Genomic DNA, 13,906 nt, shown 5'->3' with positions numbered 1-13,906 from the left:
TCTCCTTCAGGAGAGGGTTGGGTGAGGCATGAAAAAATACACTTACACAGATAAAAAAGATACCCGTTCGGGCTTTGGCGCCGGACTATTAGAGGCCGGTAAACGCAATGACCAGGTAGTTGCGCTTTGCGCCGACCTGATTGGCTCTCTTAAAATGCAGGATTTTATTGCTGCTTTTCCGGAGCGTTTTTTCCAAACCGGTATTGCCGAGGCCAATATGATGGGCATGGCAGCAGGTTTAACCATTGGTGGCAAAATTCCTTTCACAGGTACATTTGCTAACTTCTCAACTGGTCGTGTTTATGATCAGATTCGCCAGTCTATCGCGTACTCAAACAAAAACGTTAAAATTTGCGCTTCACACGCCGGTTTAACTTTGGGCGAAGATGGTGCTACTCACCAAATACTGGAAGATATCGGCCTGATGAAAATGCTGCCAGGCATGACGGTTATTAACCCATGCGATTATAACCAAACCAAAGCAGCAACTATTGCTATTGCCGAGCACGAAGGTCCGGTTTACCTGCGCTTCGGTCGCCCGGTTGTACCTATTTTTACAGATCCTGATCAAAAATTTGAGATCGGTAAAGCATGGATGGTTAACGAAGGTACAGACGTAAGTATTTTTGCTACAGGCCACCTGGTTTGGGAAGCTATACAAGCTGGTGAAAAACTTGCTGAAGAAGGCATCAACGCCGAGATCATCAACATACACACTATTAAACCGCTTGATGCTGAAGCCATTTTAGCATCGGTACGTAAAACAGGTTGCGTGGTTACTGCCGAAGAGCACAACCGTTTAGGCGGCTTGGGCGATAGCGTTGCACAGGTATTGGCAACCAAACTGCCAACTCCGCAGGAGTATGTGGCTGTGGACGATTCTTTTGGCGAAAGCGGTACGCCAGAGCAACTGATGACCAAGTACGGTTTAGATGCAGCTCACATAGTTGAAGCGGCTAAGCGTGCCATCAAAAGAAAACAAAGTTAACGTAACTGCATTATAGTATTTAAACTATCAAACAAAGTAAATGTCTGTACAGGTTGAAGATGCTGAAATACTAAGTAAGTTCCAGGACGAAAAAACCCGGAATGAGGCCTTTAATCTTCTGCTGAAAAAATATCAGCAGAAGATCTATTGGCATGTGAGGCGTATGGTTATTGATCATGACGATGCGGATGACCTGGTGCAGGACGTATTTATAAAGGTTTGGAAAAACCTCGAAGGTTTCCGTAGCGATGCCCAGCTTTACACCTGGATGTACCGGATAGCCACCAACGAATGCATTACTTTTTTAAATAAAAAGAAGCAGAAGAATAATATTCCGTTAGACGAGGTTTCGTACGAGCTGGCCGATACACTGGCTTCATCATCATACTTTGATGGCGATAAGGCACAGATGAAATTGCAGCAGGCGCTGTTAACCTTGCCCGATAAACAAAGGCTGGTATTTAACATGAAATATTTCGACGACATGAAGTACGAAGAGATTTCGGACGTACTGGGCACTAGCGTGGGAGCCTTAAAGGCATCCTTTCACCTCGCCGTTAAAAAAATCGAAAGTTTTCTGTTATCTCATGATTAATTTTAATTTTTGCTTTAAACCTTTAAACGTTATTTATATCTATAATACGATATGACAAGCGATATAGACAACAAAGAGTGGGCAGATGAATATCCGTCATTGAAACAGGTTAACGCAAATAACCCGTTTACAGTGCCTGACGGCTATTTTTCTGCACTTGAGGAGCAGATATTATCGGGCGTTCGTTTAAATGAGACCGTGTCACCATCGTCGCAGCCTTTTGCTGTACCAGACAATTATTTTGAAGAATTAAGCAGCAATATTACCGCAAGGATAAATATTGAAGAGAAATTAAAGGCCGATGAAACGAGCTTTTCCGTACCTGCAAATTATTTTGAGGATATGGCAGCGCAGATCAAAAGCCGCATTGCAATAGAAGAAAATTTAAAGGCAGACGAGCAGAACTTTAGCGTACCTCAAAACTATTTTGAGGACATGGCACAACAGATTACGAGCCGCATTGCAGTTGAGGAGGCCCTCAACACCGAAGAGCCGGGCTTTGCTGTACCTCAGGGTTATTTTGAGGACATGGCTCAGCAGATTAAAAGCCGTATTGCGGTTGACGAAGCCTTGAATGCCAAAACGCCATTTACTGTTCCGGAGAATTATTTTGAAGGATTAAACCGTAAAGTGTTAAATCAGGCCGCGGGTTTAGAAGCTGCTAACCGCCGTGGTGTTATCCGCAGGCTGGTATCAAACACAGCTTTTAAATATGCTACTGCGGCATGTTTTACACTGATAGTTGGTGCTGCCATTTTTATTGGCGAAATTAATTCGCCAACGGCTAAGCACGATAGCTCTTACCTGCATAAAGCATTATCTGGTGTTCCGGATAACGCTATCGAAAGTTATTTGCAACTGCACATGGATGCTGGCGATACCCGCACCGTGATAGATCAGGCCGACCAGGGCAAAATTAACAATGTAAGTACCGATGATCTGGCAGATTATCTAAGTAATATCTAATAAAACGGAATGAATAAGCTGATGAAATACCTCTTTTTTGTGCTGCTGCTTTTTTGCCTGCGGTATGAAACAAGTGCGCAGCCGGGGGCTCTTCCGTATCGCAGTACTGCGCCTACCTACAAGCCTAACTTTAACAGTACCGATAATAATAAGTCTGCCAATAACGGCATGCATAAATTAAATGCTGTTAGAAACGCGTATATCAACAAAAGGCTTGAGCTTACGCCCGACGAGGCAGATCGTTTCTGGCCAATTTACAACCAATATCAAAGTGATTTGGGTAGTGTGTTGCGTCAGCGCCGTATCAATAACTCTAACCCCCAGGCAAACGGCATAGACCAGGTTGACCGTGATATTAATTACGAGCAACAAATTCTGGCTATCAGGAAACGCTATAAAGATGAATTCCTGAAAGTACTTCCACCAGACAAGGTAAGCCTCCTCTATAAAAGCGAACGCGAGTTTAAAGACGAATTGATCAAACAACTGCGTGAACGCAAACAGCAGGATCCGCAGAAATAATTTATCGATAACGCTAATTTGTCGTATTAGCTAAAGAGACTTATCGAATATTCGTTTAAAAAGATTAAAAGCTTCAATTTTAATTGGCAACTTTGTCGATTGAAATCGAAGCTTTTTTATTGATAACTCACCGGATCATCAATAGAATTCCGGTTTTTTATTAATAATTATCGAATTAACAAATCGACAAATTAACATGCTTACTCTTCGCCAGCTTTTCTTAGCCAACAACGCCCAGACTACAGATTTTCCTTTACTACTGGAGTTTGAGCGTGCTAAAGGTGTTTACATGTATAATGCCGAAGGAAAAGCTTACATGGACCTGATCTCAGGCATTGGCGTAAGCAACATTGGCCACAGCAATGATGAAGTTATCGCAGCGATAAAAGACCAGGTTGATAAGTACATGCACCTGATGGTTTACGGCGAATATGTGCAAACCCCTCAGGTTCGCTTTGCCGAGAAACTGGTAAGCCTGCTACCGCAAACCCTAAACTCGGTGTACTTTGTAAACTCCGGCGCCGAAGCCGTAGAAGGTGCTTTAAAACTGGCGAAACGTTACACCGGGCGCAAGGAGATCATTTCCTGCAACAACTCCTACCATGGCAGCACACATGGAGCGTTAAGCGTAATGGGTAACGAGCATTTTAAAACTGCCTACCGCCCGTTATTGCCCGATGTAAGTTTCATCAACTTTAACGACCCCGGTGACTTATCTAACATTACCGAACAAACAGCCTGTGTAATTCTCGAAACCATACAGGGCGAAGCCGGCATCCGCGTGCCTGATTTAGCCTACATGCAGGCTCTCCGCCAACGTTGTGATGAAACAGGTACCTTATTAATACTCGATGAAATCCAGGCAGCGTTTGGGCGTTCGGGTAAATTATTTGCATTTCAGCATTTCGGTATAGAGCCGGATATATTGCTTTTGGCTAAAGCACTTGGCGGCGGCATGCCGGTGGGTGCCTTTATTGCATCAACAGAAATTATGGGTGCCTTAAAAAACAATCCGATACTAGGCCACATTACCACATTTGGCGGTCACCCGGTTTGTTGCGCGGCTGGGCTTGCTGCGTTAAATGTACTATTAGATCAAAACCTTGTAGATGGAGTGGAAGAGAAAGGCCAACTATTTCATCAGCTGCTTACCCACCCCGCCATAAAACAGATTCGAGGTAAAGGACTGATGTTGGCTGTAGAGTTAGAGAGCTTCGAATTTAACAAAAAGGTGATAGACCGCTGCATCGAGAATGGCCTTATTACCGACTGGTTTTTGCATTGCGACAATTCTATGCGCATTGCCCCTCCCCTGATTATTACCCCCGATGAAATTAAACAGGCCTGCGCTATTATTAACGAAGCGATAGGCTATTTCAGTTAGTAGACTATTGTTGTAACATTTCAGTATCAGATCCTATTTCAGGGGTCTAACCAGCACGTTGGTATAGTTTGTGCATTATATAGTGCGCAAGTATGCATCTGCACATAAACCACCTAAAAAGCTTGTTTTTAGCTTAACGTTGGCCTTTTTTTAAGTCATTCACTGTCAATAAAAAAAGAAAAAATACATAAATGCACTTGCCTTTAAAAGACATCCTACTGAAAATGAAAATAGCTTACATCTCAACCTACCCTCCGCGCGAATGCGGTATTGCAACCTTTAACCAAAACCTGATGCGTGCCATCAGTGCGAACTTTCCTGAGCGGAAGAGTCTGTCACAAAGCGGCTTTGTTGTTGCCGTTAACGACTCTGAAAACCTGCAGGAATATGAATACCCTGAAGAGGTAAAATACGTTATTCGCCAAAACCATCAGAAGGATTATATCCGCGCGGCAAACTACATTAACACCAGCAATGCGGATGTTTGCATACTGGAGCACGAGTTTGGTATTTATGGCGGCGAGAGCGGCATTTATATTTTACCGTTGCTTAACAGATTAGAAAAACCGCTGATCTCTATCTTGCATACCATTTTGAAAGAGCCGAGCTATGTGCAACGCATTATCATTCGCGAAATCGCAGAGCAGTCTTCAAAAGTAATTGTAATGAGCCAGCGTGCAGTTGAGTTTCTTACTACTATTTACGACATAGCGCCGGAGAAAATTCAAATCATCGAACACGGCGTTCCTGACTTGGAAGAGCCGGAACAAAACCCGGTGCGCGAGCTTACCGCTTTTAAAAACAAACGCGTAATGTTAACCTTCGGTTTAATAAGCCGTAACAAAGGTTTAGAGACAGTTGTAAAAGCACTGCCTAAGATAGTTGAGAAACACCCCGACGTAATGTACGTGGTACTAGGTAACACCCACCCTGGCGTGGTAAAACACTCGGGCGAAGAATACCGCGACAGCCTGAAATCTTTAGCCGCGCAGTTAAAAGTTTCGAACCATCTGGCTTTCATCAATAAGTTTGTATCAGAAGAAGAACTCATTAATTATCTTACAGCCTGTACGCTATATGTTACGCCATATCATAATGAGGCGCAAATTACCAGCGGTACGCTATCTTATGCAGTAGGTTCGGGCGCTGCCGTGGTTTCTACCCCATATTGGCATGCTACTGAACTATTGGCCCATAACCGCGGCCGTTTGTTTGATTTTAAAGATGCCGATGCCCTGGCCGATAATGTAAACGACTTGCTGGATAATGAAGATATTTTAAATACGCTTAAGCAAAATGCCTACGAATACGGCCTACACCTGCGCTGGCCGAAAACCGGTGCTGAGTTTATCCGTGTTGCCCAGGAATCGTGCCTTAACCACGATTTTAGCGACAAGATATTAAGGAACAGCATTGTTGACCCCGAAGTACTTCCTAAGTTTAGCCTGGCGCACGTAAAACGTTTAACAGACGACACCGGTATTGTTCAACATGCTAAATATGGCATACCTAACTTAAAAGAAGGTTATTGCCTGGATGATAATGCCCGGGCCTTAATTATGGCCTTGATGGCTTATCAACGTAATAAGAGCGAAGAGGCGTTGGAGTTATTGCCGATATACCTTAGCTACATCCACTACATGCAGTGTGATGATGGTAACTTCCGCAACTTCCTCAGCTTCGACCGTCGTTATTTGGACGAAGTTGGGTCTGAAGATTCGTTCGGCCGTACCATTTGGTCGCTTGGTCATTTGATCAGTTGCGCTGCCAATAACTCTTACCGTGAGTTTGCAATGGAGATCTTCCATAAATCGTACCCTCATTTTAGAAATCTGAGATACATTCGCGGTATGGCAAATACTATCATTGGTATCTGCCTCTACCTTAAAGTTTATCCTACCGACGAGGGTATGATGGCCGAAATGGTAAGGCTAACCCAACCATTAATAGATGCCTACGAAAACACGCAATCACCAGACTGGCAGTGGTTTGAAGAGGGCATGACTTATGATAACGCCATACTTCCGTTAGCACTGTTACACTCTTACGAAATTACAGGAAATGAAAACGCAAAACGCATTGCACTAAACACAATGGCATTTTTAGATAAGCTAACCTTGTCTAACGGCTATTTAAGCCCTGTTGGTAACGATGGCTGGTATTACCGTGGTGGTGTGTTCCCAACGTTTGATCAGCAGGCTATTGAGACAATGGCTATGGTGATGATGCATTTCCAGGCGTATGAAACATTCCGTAAGCCAGAATACATCGAGAAAATGTTTTTGAGTTATAAGTGGTTTCTGGGCGAAAACACACTACGCGCACCGCTGTACGACTATGAAACCAAAGGTTGTTGCGATGGCTTAATGCCGAACGGTATAAACCGTAACCAGGGTGCCGAAAGTACGTTAGCGTATCTGATATCACACTTAACCGTGTTGAAGGCCTTTGAATTGGAGTACGAGTACAAAAAATACGATCACAACATTAAAGTTTGTTAATGAAAGTTGCCGTTTTAGCCCCTGTTGCCTGGCGTACTCCACCCAGGCACTATGGCCCGTGGGAACAAGTAGCATCAAACATTGCTGAAGGATTAATAAAAAAAGGCGTCGACGTGACTCTTTTCGCAACGGGGGATTCCATTACCGCAGGTACCCTGGATTCCATTTGCGAAAAGGGTTACGAAGAAGACCGCACACAAGATGCTAAAGTGCTGGAGTGCCTGCACATTAGCAATCTGATGGAAAAGGCTTCTGAGTTTGACCTCATCCATAATAACTTCGATTTTTTGCCGCTTACTTATTCGGGATTGATTAAGACACCGTTGATAACTACTATACACGGATTTTCATCTACACGGATTGTACCTGTTTATAAAAAGTATAATGATCTGGGCTATTATGTATCCATCAGCAATGCCGACCGTAGCCCGGAGCTGAAATACCTGGCAACGGTTTACAATGGTTTGAATACTGAAGATTTTACCTTTGTTGAGCAGCCCGAAGATTATCTATTATACTTCGGCCGTATACATCATGATAAAGGCACCGCCGAAGCTATTGAGATTGCGAAGAAAGCTAAACGCAAATTACTGATAGCCGGCATTATACAAGATGAAGGTTATTACAAAAGCAAAGTAGAACCATACATCGATAACGAACAAATTGTGTATGTAGGCCATGCCGGACCAGATAAGCGTAAAGAACTTTTAGGTAAAGCTGCGGCGTTATTGCACCCCATAAATTTTAACGAGCCTTTTGGCATGAGCGTAGCCGAAGCCATGCTTTGCGGAACGCCCGTTATTGCCTTCAACCGGGGTTCGATGCAAGAATTGATCAAACATCAGGAAACGGGTTTTTTGGTTAATACCATTGATGAAGCGGTAGAAGCAGTATCGCTGTTACCCAATATTAAGCGCAAAGATTGTTTTGATTGGGCATCCGCGAATTTCTCGTGCGATAAAATGGTAAACGACTACCACAAACTGTATCAAAAGATATTGAGCTAGTTATTGGGTATTGGGCGAATTATCGTCTGTGAACTATGTTTTTTATCTAAAACAAAATTGGAAAAAATTCCATTTTTATTAGAAAAATTTCTATCTTTGAGATATGGAAAAGGGAAACAAAAAATCAACCCCTAAAAAGGCTGTCTATCAAGCAGAAACCAATGCCAGCAAAAACATAGTAAATGATTATGCCGTGGCTTATGTAAAAACTGCCAACGGCGTTGATGCAGCCGCTTACCATCCATTTTATGCCAATGAGGTAGCTTTGCTTACCAGTTCTAAAAAAGGCCTCGATGCTAAAGCAGCTCTCGATTTTTTAAACTTATCGGGGTTTAGCCATCAACAGTTTCAGGATACGTTTAAAACTACGGTTAAAACCATCCAAAACTACACCAACCAGGCACAAAGGCTTGATGCATCCCTCAGCGAAAAAATCTTAAAGGCTTTCGCTCTCTTCGAAAAAGGCATAGGTTTATTTGGCTCTGCCGATGTTTTTCATAACTGGCTTAATAAGCCTGCTTACGGCTTGGGCAACCAAACTCCTTTTGATCTTTTAGATACTTTTACCGGCATCAACCTCATCGAAGAAGAGCTTATCCGCCTCGAATATGGCGATTTAGCATAAGTTATGCTGGTTTACAGAATCGCATTAACCAAATATGCTGATAAACTCTTTGCATCGGGCCGCGCTGCGCGTTGGAACCCTAACGAAACAGAAGTTATCTACACGGCATCATCACGATCGTTAGCTTGCTTAGAAAACGTGGTACATCGTAGCCAGCTGGGTTTAAACCAGCTCTTTAGCGTTATGACTATCGAGATACCAGATGAGCTTAAAAAAGATATCGTTAACCATACGGAACTTCCGCACGACTGGCGCGAATTTCAGCAAATGCCTCTCACCCAAGCCATCGGCGAAAAATGGATTAAGGGCGGTAAAACTGCTACCATGCAGGTACCCTCGGCCATTATAGAAGAGGAAACTAATTATCTGCTTAACCCGAAACACCCTGATTTTAAAAAGATCAAGTTACTTCGTACAGAGATGTTTGTGTTTGACGTGCGGATAAAGTTGTAGTGCTCATATTAACATCTAATAATTATGATCGTCATTGCGAGGTACGAAGCAATCACCGTTGAGCAGAGCGGCTAGGTTAATTTGAGATTGCTTCGTACCTCGCAATGACGATTTCGCTAAAAAAGCGACCCTAAGGCCGCTTTTCTTAATATCAGTTGTCTTTTCTCCTCGTCCAAAAACCGAATTTACACCCCATCGCTCAACAATCTTTCTATCAGTGCCCCTACCGGAACTTCGGCAAAGGATGTAGAATAATCAGACAGTCCGTATGGGATAATCAGCTTATCATTATGGATAATAGAACCGCAAGAATAAATCACGTTTGGCACATAACCTTCGCGCTCTTCGCTGTTAGGCACCAGTAAAGGCTCTTTTAAACGGCCAATTTCCACGGCAGGATCATCTAGTTTCAACAAGCTTACGCTCAATACATATTTACGCATCGGACCTACACCGTGGGTTATCATCAGCCAGCCGTACTCGGTTTCTATAGGCGAACCACAGTTACCTATCTGCACAAACTCCCAGCTAAATTTTGGTTTTTGTAACTGAACCGGCTTCTCCCAAATGTTGATCTTATCCGAGTACATGATGTAGTTGTTGCAACCATCTATACGAGAAATCATCACGTATTTGCCATTGATCTTTCGCGGAAACAGCGCCAGGTTTTTATTTTGTGCACCGTCGCCATACAACGGCATAATACGGAAGTTATAGAAATCGTTGGTTTGCAGCAGTTTTGGCATAATCAATGCACCATCGTAAGCGGTATAGGTAGCGTAATAAACCGAGCTGCCGTCATCATTAGTAAATTTAACAAAACGCGCATCCTCAATACCTTTACGTTCGTATTCCGATATCGGAAATATAACCCTGTCAGAAATATCGGTATCCATCGAGAACACAATTTCATAATAAGAATCAGCCAGCCACAGAATTTTGTCATACTCCAGCTTTTTCATATCGTCTTCCTGCAGCCGCTGTGAATCGATGAGGATCCGGCGTAGATTAGCGTATTCGAAATGATGGTCCAGCTTTCCTTCAATCTCGTTCAATACGTCGAGATTTATCTGGGTAATTACCGCTTTATCAAAAAATAGCTTCTTATTATAAACGGCATTGCGTACTATTTCGGCCTCATCAATATAGCTACCAGCCGGTATAACGGTAATATTATTATAACGATCTATCAGCGCGCGACGGAAGGTAATAGACGATATGTGCCCCTCGCCCACTGCCCTGAAGCTGATAATTACGCGGCGTTCGCCATCTTCCAGTTCAGTTTGATCGGGATCTTCAATTATAGACGGATTAAAGAACGCTGCAGATTCGATAGAATATTCGTGTGTAAAATACGATCCGATAAGCAGTTTCAAATAAACGGTAAGGCTGTCGTAATCGATGTTCAGCTCTTCGAATAAGTTTTTAAGCTTACTGCAATGCCGGTTTAAAACACGGGTAATATTACGGTGCCGTTTGGAATACTCTTGCAACAAAGGCGAAATAATGCCAAATGCTTCATCTTCGGTTAACTCCATTACCCTTTCAATTACTTCTTTGGCACGGTCGTTACCATTGAAAAAGAAACGCGCTATAACACGCTTTGGATCGGGGTTTACTCTTACGGGCTTACGCTCAATAGAAAGTCTCATATAAAAACAGTTAACACATTAACACCAGCACAGCAAAATTGATTGAAGTAATTTCAGAAACCTTAAGTTGTTTTGCAACTTTATATTGTGCTTATTCAAACACGTTTATTTTGATGATAAGTTTTAGTTTTTTGTAATTTGCCGTTAATTATGAATGTTTTAATTGTTGAAGACGAAAAAGGCTTAGCCCTGGAGGTTGACGAGTACTTAAGTCACGAAGGTTTTACGGTTGAACATGCCCGTACCCGCAAATCGGCAGAGGAAAAAATATTTGTGAACAATTATGATTTTATCCTGCTGGATTTGGGGTTGCCCGATGGCGATGGCTTCGAGTTGCTTAAAATGTTTAAGCAATTAAAAGATCGAGACGATGCTGTAATAATTCTCACCGCACGCGCCGCGGTTGACGACCGCGTACGCGGTCTGGAAGAAGGCGCAGATGATTATCTGCCCAAACCATTTTCGCTTAACGAGTTGCTGGCGCGCATGCATGCCATTACCCGGCGCAAACATAAGCTGGAAAGCAATGAAATTACGGTTAAAGGCTTTAAAATAAACATCCAAAACCGCACCATTAACTTTGGCAACGACCGTATAAACCTCACCCGCAAAGAGTTTGAAATACTCAACTACCTTGTTTTAAACAAAAACAGAGTAATATCGCGCACTAACTTAACAGAACATGTTTGGGGCGACGTACTGGAAATTAACTCCGACTCTAACTTTGTGGATGTACACGTTAAAAACCTGCGTAAAAAGCTGGCCCAGTTTGCCCCTACCGATTGGTTTGAAACCGTGCGCAGCATTGGCTACCGGGTAAATCTATAAAAAGTGATTATGAAGCTGCAGTTTAAACTGGCCCTGTATAACACGCTTACAAAGCTTGCGATTATATTGGTCACGGGCCTGGTTATTCTACTTTCATTAGAGAATATCTCGTATCACCATATTTCGCTGCGTTTGGAGGATAAGAAGAATGAATTACTGGGCAACCTTAAATCGGGCGATTTTGATCATATCCTCCGTAAAAAGAAAACGTTTTCTGATTACAATATTCTGCGCGACGATTATATCATTCTTAAAGAAATACAGCACCAAACTATTACCACCGTAATAGACACTTTCACCACCGCCAGGCGTACTATAGACGGTAGTACTGATACTTACCGCATTTTAACCTGCAGATTCAATTATAAAGATCATACCTATCAGCTTGAGGTTGGTAATACGATAGATGCTGTAGAAGAGCTTAAAAAAACCATTAAAGGTTTTACCCTAATTATACTGGTGCTTGCACTGTCGCTAACCTTAGTGAGCGATTTGATATTTACCAAATACTTATTGAACCCACTGTATGGCATTATAGAGCACAAACTGATTAGGGTAAATGATCCGTTGAACTTTGATTATACCAAAGTAGAAACGTCTACACACGACTTTAAGCTACTGGATGAAAGCATCAATTCGTTGATGAAAAAGATAACGGATATGTTTATGCTCGAAAAGCAATTCATAGCCAATGTATCGCACGAGTTGCTAACGCCAATCTCTATTATCAGTTCGCGGTTAGAAAACATATTGCTGCAGGAAAATCTATCGGAGGAAACGGAGAATAAGATTTTCGCTTCGCTGAAAACACTGATCCGGCTCAAATCAATTATAAATAGCTTATTGCTCATATCGCAGGTAGAAAATAATCAATTCAATAAAAACGACCTGGTTAAAATACCCGAGGTATTGCACGAAATTGAGGAAGAACTGGAAGACAGGCTGGAGGACAAAGAAATTAAGTTAACCAATAACCTGCAACGTACGCAATTGATTATCGGCAATCGCAGCCTGATGCATACCCTTTTGTTTAACCTCATTAATAACGCCATTAAATACAACCATCAGGGCGGCACCATTATAATAAACGATAAAAAAACAAACGGACATTATGAACTCGAGATTATAGATTCGGGCGTTGGGATGGACAATGTGCAGATAGAAAAGGCCTTTACACGCTTCGAAAAACTGGATACCGACGAACGCGAGAGCTACGGTTTAGGGCTGGCTATCGTAAAAAGTATTGCTGCATTTCACCAAATCGGCATCAATGTGGTGTCGGAAAAAGACAAGGGAACAACGATTAACTTAAAGTTTAACGAGGACCAACAACTTCACTAAATCTTCATATAGTAACCGCATCTTTGAGATGTAAAGTTTTAGTTTCGAGTTACCCCTATTTGGAGGCTGTCCGGTTTAAAGTTCCGGGCAGCCTTTTTTATATCATTTTGTTTCGTTTGATGAGGTAAGCTTTCAATAGATCGTAGTAACCGTTATGAATCCCTGCATCTATCAGATCTATTTGATATTGAGCGCATTTTAATTCCAGCTCTGCCCGGTAGCTTTGCAAGGCCTCGCGGTAACTGTCGCGCACTTTGTTGGGGTGCACGCGAATTTCTTCCCCACTTTCCATATCTATGAAATGATGCGGGCGGTTATCAAAATTAAATTCCACCTCCTGCCCGCGATCGTTAACATTAAAGATAATTACTTCATGTTTGTTGTACTTGAGATGCTGTATGGCTGCAAACAAGTCGTTGGTTTTCTCGGTGCTCATGCTGTTTTCCAGCATATCGCTAAACACAATCACCATAGACCGTTGATGAACTTCCTCTGCTATTCGATGTAGTACTTTAGTAATGTTAGTGCTTGTATTTACTTTGGGCTGATTATACGCCTTCTCTAATTGGGCGTACAAATAAAATAAATGAGTGGTAGTTGAACGCGCCGCGCTTAATAATTCAATTTCATCGGCGAAGAGGCAAAGGCCAAATGCATCACGTTGCTTTTTAAAAAGGTACATGAGCGATGCGATAGCATACACGCTAAACTGCAGCTTACTCATCCCTTTGGCCGGGAAATTCATAGACGATGAGGTATCCAGCAACAAGTAGCTGCGCAAGTTGGTTTCCTCTTCGTATTGTTTAACAAAAAGCTTATCTGTACGGGCAAAAAGTTTCCAGTCGATGTTCTTTACAGACTCTCCGGTATTGTACAACCTGTGCTCGGCAAACTCGACAGAAAACCCATGAAAGGGACTTTGATGCAGGCCCGTTATGAAGCCCTCTACCACCTGCCGGGCCAGAAGTTCGAGATTGGCCAGATGCCTTACCTGCTGATCGCTGTTTAATTGTGCCATGTCCTAAAATACAAAAAACGCCGTAA

General features: G+C 42.6%; 13 protein-coding genes. 11 read left to right on the top strand and 2 right to left on the bottom strand.

Going from position 1 to position 13,906, the window contains the following annotated elements:
• Positions 1–28: 28 nt before the first annotated feature.
• From GSY63_RS03805 to GSY63_RS03765, 9 genes are all read left to right on the top strand, one after another.
• Complete coding sequence (locus GSY63_RS03805; protein ID WP_166584498.1) at positions 29–988, top strand: transketolase family protein; 960 nt, start codon at positions 29–31, stop codon at positions 986–988.
• Between the two features lie 40 nt (positions 989–1,028).
• Positions 1,029–1,583: an RNA polymerase sigma factor gene (locus GSY63_RS03800; protein ID WP_166584497.1), complete on the top strand. Its 555-nt coding sequence runs from the start codon at positions 1,029–1,031 to the stop codon at positions 1,581–1,583.
• 51 nt (positions 1,584–1,634) lie between these two features.
• A complete protein-coding gene (locus tag GSY63_RS03795; protein ID WP_166584496.1) occupies positions 1,635–2,549 on the top strand; it encodes a hypothetical protein in 915 nt (304 codons plus the stop codon).
• A gap of 9 nt (positions 2,550–2,558) precedes the next feature.
• Positions 2,559–3,071: a hypothetical protein gene (locus GSY63_RS03790; RefSeq protein ID WP_166584495.1), complete on the top strand. Its 513-nt coding sequence runs from the start codon at positions 2,559–2,561 to the stop codon at positions 3,069–3,071.
• A 196-nt stretch (positions 3,072–3,267) separates the two neighbouring features.
• On the top strand, positions 3,268–4,455 hold the full coding sequence (locus tag GSY63_RS03785; protein ID WP_166584494.1) for an aspartate aminotransferase family protein: 1,188 nt from the start codon (positions 3,268–3,270) through the stop codon (positions 4,453–4,455).
• A gap of 224 nt (positions 4,456–4,679) precedes the next feature.
• Complete coding sequence (locus GSY63_RS03780) at positions 4,680–6,956, top strand: glycosyltransferase family 4 protein (protein WP_166584493.1); 2,277 nt, start codon at positions 4,680–4,682, stop codon at positions 6,954–6,956.
• The gene (locus GSY63_RS03775; protein ID WP_166584492.1) at positions 6,956–7,963 is read left to right on the top strand and encodes a glycosyltransferase family 4 protein; all 1,008 of its coding nucleotides are present in this window, start codon (positions 6,956–6,958) and stop codon (positions 7,961–7,963) included. The genes GSY63_RS03780 and GSY63_RS03775 overlap by 1 nt, the downstream gene beginning before the upstream one ends.
• A 103-nt stretch (positions 7,964–8,066) precedes the next feature.
• Entirely contained in the window at positions 8,067–8,588 is a 522-nt protein-coding gene (gene parS / locus GSY63_RS03770; protein WP_166584491.1) for a type II RES/Xre toxin-antitoxin system antitoxin, read from the top strand.
• 3 nt (positions 8,589–8,591) lie between these two features.
• Positions 8,592–9,041, top strand: coding sequence for an RES family NAD+ phosphorylase (locus GSY63_RS03765; RefSeq protein WP_166584490.1), 450 nt, complete (start codon positions 8,592–8,594; stop codon positions 9,039–9,041).
• Positions 9,042–9,226: 185 nt separating this feature from the next.
• Here GSY63_RS03765 and GSY63_RS03760 read toward each other — a convergent pair whose 3' ends face one another.
• The gene (locus tag GSY63_RS03760) at positions 9,227–10,693 is read right to left on the bottom strand and encodes a glycoside hydrolase family 130 protein (protein WP_166584489.1); all 1,467 of its coding nucleotides are present in this window, start codon (positions 10,691–10,693) and stop codon (positions 9,227–9,229) included.
• A gap of 150 nt (positions 10,694–10,843) precedes the next feature.
• Between GSY63_RS03760 and GSY63_RS03755 the strand changes: the two genes are divergently transcribed.
• The gene (locus tag GSY63_RS03755; RefSeq protein WP_166584488.1) at positions 10,844–11,521 is read left to right on the top strand and encodes a response regulator transcription factor; all 678 of its coding nucleotides are present in this window, start codon (positions 10,844–10,846) and stop codon (positions 11,519–11,521) included.
• Between the two features lie 9 nt (positions 11,522–11,530).
• Entirely contained in the window at positions 11,531–12,862 is a 1,332-nt protein-coding gene (locus GSY63_RS03750) for a sensor histidine kinase (protein ID WP_166584487.1), read from the top strand.
• Between the two features lie 97 nt (positions 12,863–12,959).
• Here the strand turns inward: GSY63_RS03750 and GSY63_RS03745 are convergent, their stop codons facing one another.
• Entirely contained in the window at positions 12,960–13,880 is a 921-nt protein-coding gene (locus tag GSY63_RS03745; protein WP_166584486.1) for a DUF58 domain-containing protein, read from the bottom strand.
• Positions 13,881–13,906: the final 26 nt, after the last annotated feature.

It is taken from the genome of Mucilaginibacter agri (assembly GCF_009928685.1).
GTDB lineage: Bacteria > Bacteroidota > Bacteroidia > Sphingobacteriales > Sphingobacteriaceae > Mucilaginibacter > Mucilaginibacter agri.
This window is presented reverse-complemented; position numbering and strand designations above follow the sequence as displayed.

Excerpts from the sequence above, each read along its gene's own strand:
- GSY63_RS03760 (WP_166584489.1), bottom strand. The coding sequence starts at position 10,693 with ATGAGACTTTCTATTGAGCGTAAGCCCGTAAGAGTAAACCCCGATCCA.
- GSY63_RS03755 (WP_166584488.1), top strand. The coding sequence starts at position 10,844 with ATGAATGTTTTAATTGTTGAAGACGAAAAAGGCTTAGCCCTGGAGGTT.
- GSY63_RS03765 (WP_166584490.1), top strand. The coding sequence starts at position 8,592 with ATGCTGGTTTACAGAATCGCATTAACCAAATATGCTGATAAACTCTTT.
- GSY63_RS03780 (WP_166584493.1), top strand. The coding sequence starts at position 4,680 with ATGAAAATAGCTTACATCTCAACCTACCCTCCGCGCGAATGCGGTATT.
- GSY63_RS03750 (WP_166584487.1), top strand. The coding sequence starts at position 11,531 with ATGAAGCTGCAGTTTAAACTGGCCCTGTATAACACGCTTACAAAGCTT.
- GSY63_RS03795 (WP_166584496.1), top strand. The coding sequence starts at position 1,635 with ATGACAAGCGATATAGACAACAAAGAGTGGGCAGATGAATATCCGTCA.
- GSY63_RS03785 (WP_166584494.1), top strand. The coding sequence starts at position 3,268 with ATGCTTACTCTTCGCCAGCTTTTCTTAGCCAACAACGCCCAGACTACA.
- GSY63_RS03805 (WP_166584498.1), top strand. The coding sequence starts at position 29 with ATGAAAAAATACACTTACACAGATAAAAAAGATACCCGTTCGGGCTTT.
- GSY63_RS03800 (WP_166584497.1), top strand. The coding sequence starts at position 1,029 with ATGTCTGTACAGGTTGAAGATGCTGAAATACTAAGTAAGTTCCAGGAC.
- parS (WP_166584491.1), top strand. The coding sequence starts at position 8,067 with ATGGAAAAGGGAAACAAAAAATCAACCCCTAAAAAGGCTGTCTATCAA.
- GSY63_RS03790 (WP_166584495.1), top strand. The coding sequence starts at position 2,559 with ATGAATAAGCTGATGAAATACCTCTTTTTTGTGCTGCTGCTTTTTTGC.
- GSY63_RS03775 (WP_166584492.1), top strand. The coding sequence starts at position 6,956 with ATGAAAGTTGCCGTTTTAGCCCCTGTTGCCTGGCGTACTCCACCCAGG.
- GSY63_RS03745 (WP_166584486.1), bottom strand. The coding sequence starts at position 13,880 with ATGGCACAATTAAACAGCGATCAGCAGGTAAGGCATCTGGCCAATCTC.